Here is a 15,490-nt window from a genome sequence, read left to right on the forward strand (position 1 = left end):
GGAAGAATACATAATTATGGCACAAAATAATTTAGCTCGTAATATTGCTGAAGAACCAAAGACTTACGTTTCGTCGCCGGAACAGACACCCGATGAAGTTGTCACTAAACAGGTTCGTGTCGCCACTAAGCTCAAAATTTCGCCTTTTGAAAAGCTACTGATTGTGAGTGGCAGTGTCATCTTAACTGTGTTAATGTTATTAGTTGTATCGTCAAAAATTGCTTTGTCGAATGCTCAACACCAGCTCCAGCATGTTGACACTCAAATTGTCAATGTACGTAACGATAATACGAATTTGAATCAACAAATTGGTGAGCTTCAGAGCAGCAGCCGGTTAGAAAAGGTTGCCAAGCAGGGTAATATGTCACTTAAAAACGCTAATATAAGGAATGTTACCAAATGAAAGGTTCATCTAACCATTCCGCAGGTAAAAAGGGCGACACTTGGAATCGAAGGATAGTGGGAAAGTTTCTCCTTCTTTTTTTTGTGAGCGTGTTCGTCTTTTTATCAACGCGGCTTCTCGTTATTGCAGTTGGCAAAAATGTTAAGAATGTTAATCTTAACGAACAGGCCCAAAAGCTCTATACCCAGACCCAGACCCTTAAAGCTAGGCGTGGGACTATTTATGATGCTGATGGGAACCCAATTGCAGAGGATACAAGTACATATTCGCTCTATGCCGTCTTGGATAAAAGCCAGCGCGGTTTAAATGACAAGCCACTTTATGTGGTGAATAAGGACAAGACTGCAAGGATTTTGGCCAAATACTTACCAATTTCTGAGAAGAAAGCCTTGAAAATTCTATCTCCAAAAAATAAACAACCTTTTCAGGTTGAGTTCGGTAGTGCTGGAACCAATATTTCCTTGATTACCAAGAAGAAGATCGAAGCAGAACATCTTCCCGGAATCGATTTTGTCCAGCAGCAAGCCCGACTCTATCCAAACGGGGTCTTTTCGTCTAATCTGATTGGGGTCGCAACTTCTCAAAACAACAAAAAAACCGGTGGCACAAATCTTGTTGGCCAAATGGGAATTGAGAAGGCTTTTAACAAAGTACTGGCCGGCAAGAATGGGTATAAAGATGCCCAATACGATGTCTATGGTTATAAACTGCCAGGTAGAAAGCAGAAAGAAAAACGGGTCCAAAATGGCGATAATATTTACACAACCATTGATTCCCGAATTCAAACGCTGCTTGAAAGTGAAATGAATTCAGTGGCCTCCCAAGTTCATCCAGCGGGGATGAATGCTGTCCTGATGGACGCTAAGACTGGTAAAATCGTCGCCGCTTCTCAACGGCCGACGTTTAATGCGTCGACTCTCAAGGGGATTAACAAGGCTTGGACCAACACGCTCACTGCTGATACGTATGAACCTGGTTCAACGATGAAGGTGTTTACACTCTCAGCTGCGATTAACTCCGGGCACTTCAACGGAAGTGAAACATACGAATCCGGTCGTTATTCAATTGACGGCAAGATTGTTCCTGATTGGGATCCAGCTGGTTGGGGCTACATTACATTCAACAAGGGGTTTGCCCTTTCAAGTAACGTTGCCATGGCTCACCTTGAACAGCAAATGGGGTCAAAGACTTGGAAAAAGTACATTCAACGTTTTGGCTTCTTGAAGTCAACTAATTCTGGCCTACCTGGAGAATTAAGTGGTCGGATTCAATTCAATTATCCAATTGAACAGGCTGATACGTCGTTTGGTCAAGGGATTGAAGTCACGACCATGCAGATGATGCAGGCATTAACTGCTGTTTCAAATAATGGTACAATGGTGAAGCCGTACTTTATTTCAAAAATAACCGATTCCAGCAATGGTAAGACGATCAAAAAGTATGGCAAAAAAGTCGTTGGGCATCCAATCAGTGCCGAAACAGCCAAAAAGGTCCGTAAACACATGCAGGATGTGGTTTATAAGAGTTACGGAATTGGTCAAGATTATAAAATCAAAGGTTATCGAATTGCTGCTAAAACTGGGACAGCTCAAGTTAGTAACGGATATGGGGGCTATGCTTCCGGTGATGATAGCTACTTGTACTCTGTTGCTGGAATGGTACCGGCAAATAATCCGCGGTACGTGATGTTTATCACGATGAAGCAACCGCAACTCACTGGAACCAAAACTGCCACCCAATTATTGGCAGAAATCTTTAAACCAGTGATTACCAGAGCTTTGCAAAACTCGAACACCAAGCAATCTGCGGTTAAAAAGACAATGCCTTCCGTTCTATACAACACAACGGTGCAAGCTAAACGAGCTTTGAATGAGAAAGGGTTCGATGTTGTGACAATTGGAAGTGGCAGCACGGTGACCAAGCAATCGCCAGTGGCTGGTGAAAAGATTAATGAACAAAACCGCGTCTTCATTTTGACTAACGGTGGTTGGAAGATGCCAAGAATTATTGGCTGGAGTAAGGCTGACGTTCAGAAGCTCTGTAAACTGACTGGGATGAAATTGCAGTCAACTGGAACGGGCTACGCCAACAGCCAAAGCATTAATTTCTCTCAATCAATTAATGGAAAAGAAACACTAAAAGTAAATTTTGAATAGTTTAAGGATGGGTTAACGGGATAATGATTAATTGGGCGATACCTTTATTAAGTGGATTTATAATTACGGCTTTGTTTATGCCAAGCCTAATCAAGTACTTTAGAAGCAAGCATGAGGGTCAAATGATTCGAGAAGAAGGTCCGACTTGGCACGAGAAAAAGTCGGGAACCCCCACCATGGGTGGTATTCTGTTTATCATTGCGACCATTTTAACTGATTTGGTATTTGGCTGGACTCAACACATTTTAAATCCGACTCTGTTAATCTTACTGTTTGTTTTGATTGCCTATGGATTAATTGGTATGTGGGACGACAGTATCAAGTTATTTAAGCGTCAGAATGAAGGCTTGAAAGCTTGGCAGAAATTTTTAGGTCAAATTGTGGCCGCAATTGTCTTTTCGTTGGTTTATCTTCATGAAGGCTTTCCGATGGCATTCAAAATTCCGTTTGCCCACGATTTAAGTGTGTCATACTGGTACATTCTGTTCATTGTTTTTTGGTTGGTTGGCTTTTCAAATGCTGTCAACCTGACCGATGGCTTGGATGGGTTGGTTGCTGGTCTCGGCATCATTTCTTTTGGAGCTTATGGCATCATTGCATTGTACCAGCACCAAGTACAGGTGGCTGTCTTCTGTTTCACCATTGTCGGTGGTCTGTTAGGCTTCTTTATCTTTAATCACAAACCAGCAAAGATTTTCATGGGGGATATGGGTTCTTTGGCACTTGGGGCTGCACTTGCCTGTGTGTCGATCCTGGTTCACCATGAATTCTCATTGCTCATTATCGGAATCATTTATGTAGGTGAGACAGCTAGCGTTATGATTCAAGTGGCCTCTTTCAGGCTCACCGGCAAACGGGTTTTCAAGATGACACCGATTCATCACCATTTTGAAATGCTCGGCTGGAATGAGTGGAAGATCGACATTGTATTTTGGTCGATTGCCTTGATTGCAGCAGCTGCAAGTATCATAACGATTGTTTAAAGGTTGGAACAAAACGGCTGTTTTGTATCCAGCCTCTTTGACTATACTGAAATAACTTTGAATGAGGGAATTGACGATGAAATCTATTGATGATTATAAAAATAAAAAAGTATTAGTATTGGGTGCCGGTAAAAGTGGCACTCACGCAGCAGAAACCATGCAGGAACTCGGGGCAACAGTGACGTTGAGCGATTCCAAGCCAGCAAGTGAGTTGCCCGAAGTTAAAGAGCTCAATGACCGTGGGATTGAAACGCTCACTGGTGAACAGCCCGCAGATATTTTGGATCGTGGCTTTGATCTGATGGTTAAGAATCCGGGTATCCCTTATGACAACCCGGTTGTAAACTCGGCCGTTAATCACCATTTACCAATCATCACTGAAGTTGAATTAGCCGCCCAGATTACAGATGCCGAAATTGTGGGGGTTACTGGAAGTAATGGTAAAACGACGACGGTGACGATGATCACCAAGATTTTGAATGAAGAACGCCAAAAGGGTCAAGCCTACGCTGCCGGAAATATTGGTATTTCCGCGACTGAGACTGCTAAAAAGGCAACTGCCGATGATACAATTGTGATGGAATTATCCAGCTTTATGTTGCTGGGAATTAAAAATCTCCATCCCCACGTGGCCGTTTTGACCAATATCTTCTCTAATCACTTGGATTACCATAAGACCCGGGAAAATTACGTGAATGCCAAGATGCGGATCACGATGAATCAGACCCCGGAAGATTTCTTCGTGGTAAATTTTGATTCCGACGAGTGGCGTCAATTAAGCCATCGCAGTCAAGCTGAGGTTGTTCCCTTTGCCCGAACCAGCGAAATTGATCACGGGGCATACGAAAAGAACGGTAAGCTGTATTACAACGACGAATTCATTATGAATGCTGACGACATCAAAGTTCCCGGTAAACAAAATGTTGAAAATGCGCTGGCTGCTATTGCCACCGCCAAAGTGTTGGGTAAATCAAATTTGGCAATTACCAATATTTTGGAAACATTTACGGGGGTTCGTCATCGCTGCCAATTTGTTCTTGAAGCGAATGGTCGCCGCTTTTACAACGATTCTAAGGCAACTGATATTGAGGCAACCCAAATGGCCCTTGAAGGCTTTGATAAGCCAGTTATCTTACTCGCTGGTGGGTTGGATCGAGGCTATACCTTTGATAAATTGATCCCTCAATTTAAAGAACATGTCAAAGCTGCTGTTCTATTTGGTGAGACTGCTGATTTATTGGAAGCTTCACTTCAAAAGGCAGGGGTTGAACATATCCAAAAGGTAGATAACCTTGACGAAGCTGTTCCAGCAGCTTATGCGGACAGTGATGAAGGTGATATTGTTTTGCTATCGCCAGCCAATGCCAGTTGGGATCAGTTCAAGACTTTTGAACAACGAGGCGATCAATTTATCAAAGATGTTGAGAAGTTGACGCACAAGCAGGAGGGACATTAATGCGATTAATCATTTCTGGTGGCGGAACTGGCGGCCATATTTATCCAGCCCTAGCGATCATCGAGGACCTAATGAAACAAGAGCCTGATTCAGAAGTCCTTTATGTCGGTTCCAGACGGGGCCTCGAAAGTTCGATTGTGCCTAAACAGGGCATTAAGTTTGTCGAATTGGAGATTCAAGGATTTAAGCGATCCCTTTCACTTGAGAATTTCAAGACGGTTGCTCTTTTTCTAAAAAGTGTTCATACCTCTAAAAAAATCATTAAAGATTTTAAACCAGACGTGGTGATCGGCACTGGCGGCTACGTTTCTGGGGCAGTGGTTTATGCAGCTGCCAAAGCCCATATTCCAACGATCATTCATGAGCAAAATAGTGCTGTTGGCCTTACCAACAAGTTTTTAAGCCGTTACGTTGATAAAATTGCGATTGGGTTCCATGAAGCAGCTGACCAATTTCCAAAAGAGAAAGTGGTCTTTGCCGGCAATCCTCGCGCTCAACAAGTTGCTAATATGCATAGTGACTTTAAGTGGTCTGAAATTGGCATGCAAGACGATGTGCCAACCGTTCTCATCTTCGGTGGCAGCCAGGGTGCTCCGGCAATTAACAATGCCGTCATCGAAGCCATCAGTGAATTTAACAAGCGCCGCTATCAAGTTGTGTTTGTCACTGGCCAGAAACGGTATGATTCTGTTATTGAGCAGCTCGACAAAGTCCGAATCAGCGATAATATCAAAATTCTGCCTTACATAGATAATATGCCCAAGGTGCTGCCCCGGGTGTCCTTGATTGTGGGGCGTTCAGGGGCAACCAGCATTGCCGAAATTACGGCCTTGGGGATCCCAGCTGTCTTGATTCCCAGCCCATATGTGACTGCCGATCACCAAACAAAGAATACCATGAGCCTGGTTAATCGCGGGGCTGCGTTGATGATTAAGCAGGATGAACTAAATGGTCAAAGTTTAGTTAAATCTGTCGATCAATTGATGCATGATTCAGCGGAACGTGAGAAAATGTCAGTTGATTCAAAGAAATTGGGAGTCGTTGATTCGGCTGACAAGATTTTAAATCTTGCAAGATCCATTAGTCGTTAATAAGTTGCTGGGGGTAGATATCGGTGGGCCAAAGAAGTGACATTCCAGAATCTGAAAAGGGACTTTTTTACCGTTATCAGATTCGAAATTTGAAAAAGATGTGGCCGTTGATTATATTAACGATCACCATCATTGGGTGTATGGCATTCCTGATATCGCCATACAGCAAAGTAAAGTCCGTTGATATCTCCGGCAATGAGATTATCAGTGTGAAGCAGATTAAGCATTATTCGCCAGTCAAAAAAGGCACCTCATTATTCTCTGTTTGGGGAAAGCAGAAGAAGTTGGCTAAACGCTTGAAACAGCGCAGTCAGCGGATGCAATCCGTGAAGGTCAAACTCGTTAATTTCAATCAAGTTAAAATTAAGGTTGAAGAGTATCCCACAATCGGGTATCTTTATGATCACAGAGGGTATGAGCCAATCCTTCAAAGTGGTGTCATCATCAAGACCAAAGTGTTGAATCCGCGCGATGGGTTCCCGGTACTTAAGAAGTTTCATGATCCTAAGAAACTTAAGCGAACCATTAAGCAGTATCGGCGGATTAATCCACCAGTTAGGGCCGTGATTAACACGATCAGTTATTCACCAACGAAAAGCAATCCGGACCGGATCTTTTTGCAAATGACGGATGGTAACAAAGTGTACGCTTCCATTAGTAGTTTTGGTGACAAAATGGACTATTATCCAAGCATTAATTCAAAGCTCAAGGTTAAGAGTATTATCAATATGGAAGTTGGTGCGTATTCATATCCAATTACAAAAAAACAATCGGCTGTGAATACAAGTGTGGCGCAGGGTTATTAGGGTCAATTAATCTTTTTCCATGGTTATGATTGTGTTAAACTTATGTTATGTTCAGAAAATATTCTAGATGTGGAGGTTCCTTACATATATGGATAATTCGGGTTTATATGTGGGACTTGATATAGGAACTACCTCAATAAAGGTAATTGTTGCAGAAAAAGTCAAAGGGCAATTGAACGTTATTGGTGTGGGGAATCAGCCTTCTAACGGATTGAGTCGTGGTGTGATCGTTGATATTGATCAGGCTGCTGAAGCAATCAGAAGTGCTGTAAATCAAGCTCAAGAAAAAGCAAGTATTGAAATTAAAGACGTTATTGTCAGTGTTCCGGCCAGCATGCTCAAGATCGAACCATGTAATGGGTTAATCACCCTCGATGATCAATCACGAGAGATTACCGAAGAAGACGTGAGAAACGTGGCGGCTTCTGCCTTGGGTACCAGTCTACCTACAGAACGGGAAATTATTGACATCCAACCGGAAGAGTTCATTGTCGATGGATTCGATGGCATTAAAGATCCACGGGGAATGGTGGGCGTCCGGCTCGAAATGCGCGGGAAGCTGATCAGTGGATCTAAGGGAATTATGCACAATTTACAAAAAGCGGTTGAAAAAGCCGGCTTAAATATTATGTCCACCGTATTAACACCCTTGGCCGAGAGCCACGAGTTGTTGAATGATGGCGAACAGGACTTTGGGACAATCATTGTCGATCTTGGTGGCGGCCAGACAACTGCTTCTGTCATCCACGATCACCAACTGAAGTACGCCACAACCGATCCTGAGGGTGGTGCCTATATTACCAAAGACATTTCAATTGTTCTCAACACATCGATGAATAGTGCTGAAAAGATTAAACGAGACTACGGTTATGCGGATTCATTACAGGCGTCTGCCGATAATGAATTTCCAGTTGAAGTTGTTGGCCAATCTGAGCCAACCTACATTGACGAACGATATCTGGCTGAGATCATTGAAGCACGGTTAAGTCAAATCTTTGATAGAATTAAGGACCATCTCAATCAGATTCAGGCATTGGATTTACCAGGGGGCATTGTTCTGACAGGTGGTGTGGCTGCTCTTCCAGGAATTGCCGAATTAGCCGCTGATCAGTTCAATACGAACGTCAGAGTCTATATTCCTGATCAAATGGGATTGCGACATCCATCGTTTACCGCCGCATTATCACTGGTGTCATATTTTGCTGATTTACCTGACGTCGATATGATTGTTAGGTCAGCCGTTGGTGCCACGTTAACCAAGGTTCCAAAGCTATCCAGTTCTCAAGATGTCCAAGTCCCTGTGTCTGAGAAATCAGCAAAGCCCAAACGACAAACACAGAAGAAAAAACGTGGCGAAGGAATCAAGAATTTCTTTAGCGATTTCTTTGATTAATAAGGCACTTTACGGAGGTAAAAATAATTATGGAGTACTCATTAGATTCCACCGATAGTCACGGTGCAAATATTAAAGTTATCGGAGTTGGCGGTGGCGGAAGCAATGCCGTGAACACGATGATTAATGCAGACGTTAAGGGTGTTGAGTTCATTGTTGCCAACACCGATGTTCAAGCTTTAGCAACTTCTAAAGCAGAGACCAGAATTCAACTTGGCCCGAAATTGACCCGCGGACTTGGTGCAGGTTCCAACCCTGACGTTGGGGCTAAAGCCGCGGAAGAAAGTGAAGAAGCCATTACTGAAGCCCTTGAAGGCGCAGACATGGTCTTCGTAACTGCAGGAATGGGTGGTGGTACTGGTAACGGTGCTGCTCCGATTGTTGCTAAGATCGCCAAAGACCAAGGTGCGTTGACGGTTGGCGTTGTAACCAAACCGTTTAGCTTTGAAGGCCCTCGCCGAGTTAAATACGCAGATCAAGGGGTAGCTCAACTCAAGGAAAATGTTGATACGTTAATTGTCATCTCTAATAATCAATTGCTTGAAATGGTTGATAAAAAGACGCCAATGATGGATGCCTTCAAGGAAGCAGATAACGTGCTTCGCCAAGGTGTTCAAGGTATCTCGGACCTTATTACCAGCCCAGGTTATGTCAACTTGGATTTTGCCGATGTTAAGACCACTATGCAAGATCAAGGTTCAGCTTTAATGGGAGTTGGTACTGCCAACGGCGAAAACCGGACTGCAGAAGCAACCAAAAAGGCAATTTCTTCACCATTGTTGGAAGTTTCAATTGATGGTGCAGAACAAGTCCTGCTTAACATTACCGGTGGTCCAGACTTGTCATTGTTTGAAGCTCAAGATGCTTCAGATATTGTTTCACAGGCAGCTACCAGCGATGTTAACATCATCTTCGGGACTTCAATTGACGAATCCTTGGGTGATGAAGTTCGGGTTACAGTAATTGCAACTGGAATCGACAAGAAGCGGGCTGACGAAGGCCGATTAGCTTCAAGAAGAACTCGAACTGCTCGACCACAAACCAACAACGTTGCTCGTCCTCACGCAATTGATCGTAATAAATCAAATGCAGGTAGCAGCAAATCCAAATCGACATCTCAAAATGATCCATTGGGTAATTGGGATATTAGAAAACAACCAGCCGCTGCCCGTCCTTCGGTTAGTGAAGATGATGAGTTCAGTGATGTTGAAAAGAAGGATTTTGACCCCTTTCAACCCGATGTAAGTTCTGATGATGCAACTCAACAAGATCAATCTGATGATTCTCAAGACGATATTCCACCATTCTTTAAACACCGTCGTCGTGACAAATAGTTCTGTGTGACCGGTATTTATCGAATTGGTGAATACGAAAGGAAACAACATGCCACAAAAATTTAATTTAGCTAATTTTTTCGGGATGGACACGGATGCAGATCAGTCAAATACTGATAACGAAAAGTCAACAGATAACGTGGTTCTCATGAATAGACAAAACATTGATCCTAGTAAAATAATTGTTTTTGAGCCAATTAACTACACAGATGTGGATACAATTGCTCAAAAGCTTTTGGAAGATAGCGCAGTCATCATTAAGTTAAACAAACTGGATGTGAATTCTTCTGCTAGAATGGTCGATTTTTTGAATGGGGTTTTGTTTGCAATTCATGGTTCCATCAACCGGTTGGACAAAGATATTTTCTTGTGTTCACCAAAAAAGTTCCAAGTAACTAAGTAAGGATTTCACTTTAAAAGAATAAGGAGCGATCGATTGGCAACTTTTGTTTTTTACGCAGCTGAGATAATCAACAAGCTGATCAGTGCTTACATGCTGGCAATTGTTGTTTATGCTTTGATGAGTTGGTTTCCGAACTCATATGGAACCGCAATTGGAAGATTTTTAGCACGAATTGTTGAACCGTTTGAACGGCTATTCAATTTTGCAACGATTGGGATGATTAGCTTGGCACCGCTGGTTGCATTGGCGGTGCTCACGTTTGTTCAGTATGGGGTGACATACGTAGGTAATTTACTGATTGGTTTCTTTTACTAGTATGAAGAGGGGTATTACCGTGGTGGATTCTAACGTTTCACAACACTACCGACCAGACGAGCTTCCATTTCTTGAGTCAATCGATAGCTTGAGCGGAAGAGTTGAAAATGAATATCGGCCGATCCTAACTAATTTTTTAAATCCAAGGCAGCTTTATATTCTTGAAACAATCGTTAATCGATATGATGGGATTACATTTAAGACGTTTGGTGGCTTTGCAGAAGCTGAAATGAAGCGGGCAATTGCGTTTCCAGAGTATTTTACCCCGACCGACAATGATTTTAATATCACCGCATTTCAAATCGACTATCCAAGCAAGTTTGCCACGTTGTCACACGGTCAAATTCTTGGTTCCATTATGGGAGCTGGAATTGATCGGGATGTGATTGGTGATATCATCACAGATGGCCTTAACTGGCAATTCATGTGTGAATCCGAAATGGCTGATTATGTTCACGCTCAGGTTGATAAGATTGGCAAGATTAAGGTCAAACTTAAGGAAATTGATCCTGAACGAATCATTCATCCAACCGATGAAAGTGAAGAAGTTACGACCACCGTTTCTTCGCGGCGGGTTGATACCCTCGTCAGTGACGGTTTTCATATTTCCCGGCATCATGCCAAAGAGTTGGTTGATGGCGGGCAAGTTCGAATTAACTGGGTAACTTCTGATCTGCCGGACTTGGAACTGTCAATTAAGGACATTGTTTCGGTCCGTGGATTTGGCCGGATTGTAATCAGGGATATTTTAGGAATGACCAAAAAGGATAAAATTCGAATTGTTATTGATGTATACAATCGAAATAAATAGGAGGGGTTGATTCACCATGGTATTAAGTCCACAAGACATTCACAACAAAGAATTTTCGACCAAATTAAGGGGTTACAATATTGATGAGGTTAATGATTTCTTAGACCAAATTATTAAAGACTACCAAATTGTCCTTCAAGAGAATAAGGATCTCTCATCGAAACTTGACGAGTCAAAGGACAAATTATCATATTTCAATGATTTGAAGGATTCCTTGAACCAGTCAATCTTGGTTGCCCAAGAGGCTGCTGATAAGGTTAAGACCAACTCTAAGAAGGAAGCTGAAATTACCAACCGGGAAGCCCAAAAGAAAGCTGACGACATTTTGAATGCCGCTGACGAAAAGGCTAATAATATTCTGGAAGAAGCTTCCAAGCGAGCTAAGAAGTTGGCCATTGAGACTGATGACTTACGGAAAAATACCAGAGTTTTCCGCCAACGGCTCCAAGTGATGTTGGAAAGTCAGCTTGAAGTGATCAAGGGATCAGATTGGGATCATCTGGTTGAAGAAACCCCGACGACGACTTATGAGGACATCGAAAAAGTTGTTGGCAGCCTTGACAACCACACAAATTCAGGGTTAAAATCAGAAACCAAACAGGATAATGATGCGGACACGGTGGTAGATGCAACAACGACCGAGGATCCAAGCAAAACGGTTGTGTATTACCCCAACGACGCAAAGTAAATATTTTGAATCGATTAGAGACCAGAAAGTTTATTGGTTGACACGTAAGCGAGCTAAAGATGGTGAAAGTTTAGCAGTCAACAATCAATGAATAGATCAGCTCTAGTACATAAATCGATTGCTTTTAGAGAGAATTGCAAAATTCTAAATTTGGGTGGTACCACGAAGAGTCTTCGTCCCTAGCGGCGAGGGCTCTTTTTGCTAGAGTGCTGATCCAAGCGGTTAGAAACTGGAACATAAGTCGGCTCCAACGTCAATCCTGATTTTGGGATTGATGTTGGAGGTGCTTATGTGGAAGTTTCTGCTTGGAGAAGCACGTTTCCACTAGGCCGCCAAAAGTTGAAATCCTGGGTTTGGATTTTAATGAGAAGTTCTCAGGTAGCAAGCGGCTGAGCGCGTTTCCATGACCCAATTTAAGAAAATCCATCGGCCCCATCATTATCCTGAAAACAAACAATTTAAGAAGGGAAGTCAAACAATGCGGGTAAAAGATACATTAAACTTAGGCAAAACAAAGTTCAAAATGCGCGGCAATCTTCCTGTTAAAGAAGTCGACCGACAAAAAGCATGGGACGAAAACCATGTTTATCAACAAAGACAAAAATTAAACGAGGGCAAACCAACCTTTGTCCTCCACGATGGCCCTCCATATGCCAATGGTGATATCCATATGGGTCACGCGATGAATAAAATTTCAAAGGATATTATTGTTCGATACAAGTCAATGAGTGGTTATCGGGCACCTTACGTTCCCGGTTGGGACACTCATGGATTACCAATCGAACAAAAATTAACCCAAGCTGGTTATGATCGTAAGAAAATGTCCACTAACGATTTCCGAAAGCTCTGTCGTGAGTATGCCTTAAAGCAAGTTGAACGGCAAAAGGCAGAATTTAAACGACTGGGAGTTGCTGGTGATTGGGATAATCCTTATTTGACTTTGAAACCTGAATTCGAAGCCCAAGAAATTCGGGTGTTTGGTGCATTTGCCAAACGTGGGTTGATTTACAAGGGTAAAAAGCCCGTTTACTGGTCGTGGTCGTCAGAATCTGCTCTAGCTGAAGCCGAAGTTGAATATCACGATATTACTTCCCCAACTGCCTTTTATGGCGAAAAAGTTGTTGATGGAAAAGGTGTCTTGAATAATGACACGACGTTCATGGTTGTCTGGACAACGACGCCATGGACCATCCCAGCTTCTGAAGGAATTACCGTTGATGCGGGATTTGATTATTCTGTTGTTCAACCAGAGGGTGATGACCGTCACTTTGTGATTGCCAGTGAATTGGTCAACAAGGTTTCTGAATTGGTTGGCTGGAAGAATGTTAAGACTCTCAAAACGGTTAAGGGCCAAGAACTGGAAGGTATTCTTGCAGAACACCCATTTGATCATAGTCGAAAATTATTGACGATGTTAGGTGACTTCGTTGATTTGGAAGAAGGTACTGGATTAGTCCATACCGCTCCTGGATATGGTGAAGATGACTTTAACATTGGCCGCAAATATGGGCTTGATATTTTTGCGCCAGTTGATGATAAAGGATATTTGACCGAAGAGTCCGGTAAAGACTTTGCTGGGGTCTTTTATGATGACGCCAACAAGATTGCCTTGGATAAATTAAAAGAGGCTAACTTGTTACTCCGATACATGCCGTTGAAGCATAGTTACCCATTTGACTGGCGAACCAAGAAGCCAATCATCTTCCGGGCAACACCTCAGTGGTTCGCCTCAGTTGATAAGATCAAAGACGACATTTTGAAATCGCTTGACGACGTTCAGTTCTTCCCTGACTGGGGGAAAGTTCGTCTGGCCAACATGATCAAAAACCGTGGCGACTGGGTTATCTCCAGACAACGGGTTTGGGGTGTGCCGCTACCAATCTTCTATGGTGAAGATGGTGAAGCGATTATCACTGAAGAAACCATCAACCACGTTGCTGATTTGTTTGAGAAGCACGGTTCAGACATTTGGTTCGAAAAGGATGCCAAAGACTTATTACCAGCCGGCTTTAAGAGCGAGCATTCACCAAACGGCAAGTTTACTAAAGAAAACGACATTATGGATGTGTGGTTTGATTCAGGTTCATCTCATCAGGGAGTTCTTGAGGAAAGAGACGATTTAACTTATCCTGCTGATATGTACTTGGAAGGCTCCGACCAATATCGTGGCTGGTTCAATTCAAGCCTGATTACCAGTGTTGCTGTTTCGAACAAAGCACCATATAAACAAGTCTTATCACAAGGATTCACCCTTGATGGTCAAGGCCACAAGATGAGTAAATCACTTGGAAACACAATTGCACCAATTGACGTGATTAAGAAGATGGGAGCAGAAATTATCCGTCTTTGGGTGACATCAGTTGATACTTCCGCTGATGTTCGTGTAAGTACCGAAAACTTCGTGAAGGTTTCAGATTCGTATAAGAAGATCCGCAACACGATGCGTTACTTACTTGCCAACGTTTCCGACTTTGATCCAAAGAGGGATGCTGTGCCATTTGATCAATTGGAAACTCAAGATCAATACATGATGATTCTATTGAACAAGTTCTTGGGAGAAGCTCGTGATTGTTACGAAAAGTACGACTTCTTGGATTTGAACAAGAAATTGGTTAGTTTTATTTCAACCGATTTGTCTGCGTTCTATCTGGATATTGCCAAGGATATTGTCTATATTGATCGCAAGGATGGTCACAAGCGCCGTTCAATGCAAACAGTAATGTATGACGCAGCTGTGACCTTAACTAAGTTAATGACCCCAGTGTTACCTCATACGACCGAGGAAATCTGGCCATTCTTGAAGGAACCAGAAGAATTCGTGCAGCTAACGGACATTCCAGAACCACAACATTTTGACAATGATGCGACAATCTTGGCAAATTGGAACAAGTTCATGACCTACCGAGACGATGTCTTGAAGGTGCTTGAAGAAGCTCGGGACGCCAAGCAAATTGGTAAATCCTCAGAAGCCAAATTGACGATTTATGCGACGTCAGAGGTTGCTGATTTATTCGAAAGCCTCCACACCGATTTGGCGACGGTCCTGATGGTTTCTCAGCTGGAGGTTACCGACTTCACTGACGCGCCAGATAACAGCACTAAGTTTGACAGTGACGGCTTGGCATTGTTGGTTGAAAAGGCCGATGGTCAAGTTTGTGAACGTTGCCGGTTGACTAAAACCGATGTTGGTGCTGATAGTGACTACCCAACATTCTGTCAATCATGTGCGGAAATTGTCCGTAGTGAATTCCCTGAAACCGCTACTGAAGGCTTTACAGACAAAAAAGATTAAGATCCTTTAGAATTCAGAAGAGATTTTTGAAATTCTATTTTATATTTAATCCTTAAACAGTAAAATGAAGCTAGTGACAATTAATTTTGTGCTAGCTTTATTTTTTTGTGATGGTGAATAGTAATCGGAATCTAAGTACTGTGCAGCGGGATTCTGAGTTTGAGCTTTTATCATCCGAGGTTGTGTGTTAGCAAGCGATAAGATAAGTGGTTCGATGCGTAGGTTAAATGCTTACCGAGACAGTTTCTATAATTGAGCAAGAAAATAGAAGTTAGTACTTTTGGGTCAAAGTCAAATCGTATTGATGGCGACTTATGAGCATCACCGAAAGGTGATGCTTTTTTGTTATTAGGCATGAA

The 15,490-nt window shown here is 42.6% G+C and carries 13 protein-coding genes; all 13 read left to right on the forward strand.

All coding sequences use genetic code 11. From position 1 onward, the window contains the following. Positions 1-16 precede the first annotated feature (16 nt). The 13 genes from ftsL (at position 17) to ileS (ending at position 15,131) form a co-directional block, all read left to right on the forward strand. Positions 17-403, forward strand: coding sequence for a cell division protein FtsL (gene ftsL, locus KTE19_RS03235; protein ID WP_217161696.1), 387 nt, complete (start codon positions 17-19; stop codon positions 401-403). Then, a complete protein-coding gene (locus KTE19_RS03240; protein ID WP_217161694.1) occupies positions 400-2,559 on the forward strand; it encodes a penicillin-binding transpeptidase domain-containing protein in 2,160 nt (719 codons plus the stop codon). Before ftsL ends, KTE19_RS03240 begins: the two co-directional genes overlap by 4 nt. 23 nt (positions 2,560-2,582) lie before the next feature. Continuing rightward, positions 2,583-3,542 carry a phospho-N-acetylmuramoyl-pentapeptide-transferase gene (gene mraY, locus KTE19_RS03245; protein WP_217161692.1) on the forward strand — a complete coding sequence of 320 codons (960 nt, stop codon included), beginning with the start codon at positions 2,583-2,585 and terminating at the stop codon, positions 3,540-3,542. Between the two features lie 76 nt (positions 3,543-3,618). Next, a complete protein-coding gene (gene murD, locus KTE19_RS03250; protein WP_217341618.1) occupies positions 3,619-4,998 on the forward strand; it encodes a UDP-N-acetylmuramoyl-L-alanine--D-glutamate ligase in 1,380 nt (459 codons plus the stop codon). Beyond that, a complete protein-coding gene (murG, locus tag KTE19_RS03255) occupies positions 4,998-6,089 on the forward strand; it encodes an undecaprenyldiphospho-muramoylpentapeptide beta-N-acetylglucosaminyltransferase (RefSeq protein WP_217161687.1) in 1,092 nt (363 codons plus the stop codon). Before murD ends, murG begins: the two co-directional genes overlap by 1 nt. Before the next feature lie 23 nt (positions 6,090-6,112). Beyond that, entirely contained in the window at positions 6,113-6,895 is a 783-nt protein-coding gene (locus tag KTE19_RS03260) for a cell division protein FtsQ/DivIB (RefSeq protein WP_347339395.1), read from the forward strand. Positions 6,896-6,983: 88 nt separating this feature from the next. Then, positions 6,984-8,288: a cell division protein FtsA gene (gene ftsA, locus KTE19_RS03265; RefSeq protein WP_249778569.1), complete on the forward strand. Its 1,305-nt coding sequence runs from the start codon at positions 6,984-6,986 to the stop codon at positions 8,286-8,288. A 29-nt stretch (positions 8,289-8,317) separates the two neighbouring features. Continuing rightward, a complete protein-coding gene (gene ftsZ, locus KTE19_RS03270) occupies positions 8,318-9,622 on the forward strand; it encodes a cell division protein FtsZ (RefSeq protein WP_217161685.1) in 1,305 nt (434 codons plus the stop codon). A 49-nt stretch (positions 9,623-9,671) separates the two neighbouring features. Further along, complete coding sequence (locus tag KTE19_RS03275; protein WP_217161683.1) at positions 9,672-10,025, forward strand: cell division protein SepF; 354 nt, start codon at positions 9,672-9,674, stop codon at positions 10,023-10,025. Between the two features lie 33 nt (positions 10,026-10,058). Further along, positions 10,059-10,340 (forward strand): YggT family protein, encoded by a 282-nt coding sequence (locus KTE19_RS03280; protein ID WP_249778398.1) that lies wholly within the window; start codon positions 10,059-10,061, stop codon positions 10,338-10,340. Positions 10,341-10,362: 22 nt separating this feature from the next. Beyond that, positions 10,363-11,151: a YlmH family RNA-binding protein gene (locus KTE19_RS03285; protein ID WP_347339396.1), complete on the forward strand. Its 789-nt coding sequence runs from the start codon at positions 10,363-10,365 to the stop codon at positions 11,149-11,151. A 16-nt stretch (positions 11,152-11,167) separates the two neighbouring features. Beyond that, positions 11,168-11,839, forward strand: coding sequence for a DivIVA domain-containing protein (locus KTE19_RS03290; protein ID WP_056981016.1), 672 nt, complete (start codon positions 11,168-11,170; stop codon positions 11,837-11,839). A gap of 478 nt (positions 11,840-12,317) precedes the next feature. Continuing rightward, positions 12,318-15,131, forward strand: coding sequence for an isoleucine--tRNA ligase (gene ileS / locus KTE19_RS03295; protein ID WP_217341621.1), 2,814 nt, complete (start codon positions 12,318-12,320; stop codon positions 15,129-15,131). The last annotated feature ends 359 nt before the right edge of the window (positions 15,132-15,490 follow it).

This window comes from Lentilactobacillus dabitei, from assembly GCF_019061365.1.
GTDB classification, from domain to species: domain Bacteria; phylum Bacillota; class Bacilli; order Lactobacillales; family Lactobacillaceae; genus Lentilactobacillus; species Lentilactobacillus dabitei.

What these genes read in the sequence shown, in the direction of transcription:
- KTE19_RS03240 (WP_217161694.1), top strand. Translation starts at nt 400, where the DNA reads ATGAAAGGTTCATCTAACCATTCCGCAGGTAAAAAGGGCGACACTTGG.
- mraY (WP_217161692.1), top strand. Translation starts at nt 2,583, where the DNA reads ATGATTAATTGGGCGATACCTTTATTAAGTGGATTTATAATTACGGCT.
- murD (WP_217341618.1), top strand. Translation starts at nt 3,619, where the DNA reads ATGAAATCTATTGATGATTATAAAAATAAAAAAGTATTAGTATTGGGT.
- murG (WP_217161687.1), top strand. Translation starts at nt 4,998, where the DNA reads ATGCGATTAATCATTTCTGGTGGCGGAACTGGCGGCCATATTTATCCA.
- KTE19_RS03275 (WP_217161683.1), top strand. Translation starts at nt 9,672, where the DNA reads ATGCCACAAAAATTTAATTTAGCTAATTTTTTCGGGATGGACACGGAT.
- ileS (WP_217341621.1), top strand. Translation starts at nt 12,318, where the DNA reads ATGCGGGTAAAAGATACATTAAACTTAGGCAAAACAAAGTTCAAAATG.
- ftsZ (WP_217161685.1), top strand. Translation starts at nt 8,318, where the DNA reads ATGGAGTACTCATTAGATTCCACCGATAGTCACGGTGCAAATATTAAA.
- ftsA (WP_249778569.1), top strand. Translation starts at nt 6,984, where the DNA reads ATGGATAATTCGGGTTTATATGTGGGACTTGATATAGGAACTACCTCA.
- KTE19_RS03290 (WP_056981016.1), top strand. Translation starts at nt 11,168, where the DNA reads ATGGTATTAAGTCCACAAGACATTCACAACAAAGAATTTTCGACCAAA.
- ftsL (WP_217161696.1), top strand. Translation starts at nt 17, where the DNA reads ATGGCACAAAATAATTTAGCTCGTAATATTGCTGAAGAACCAAAGACT.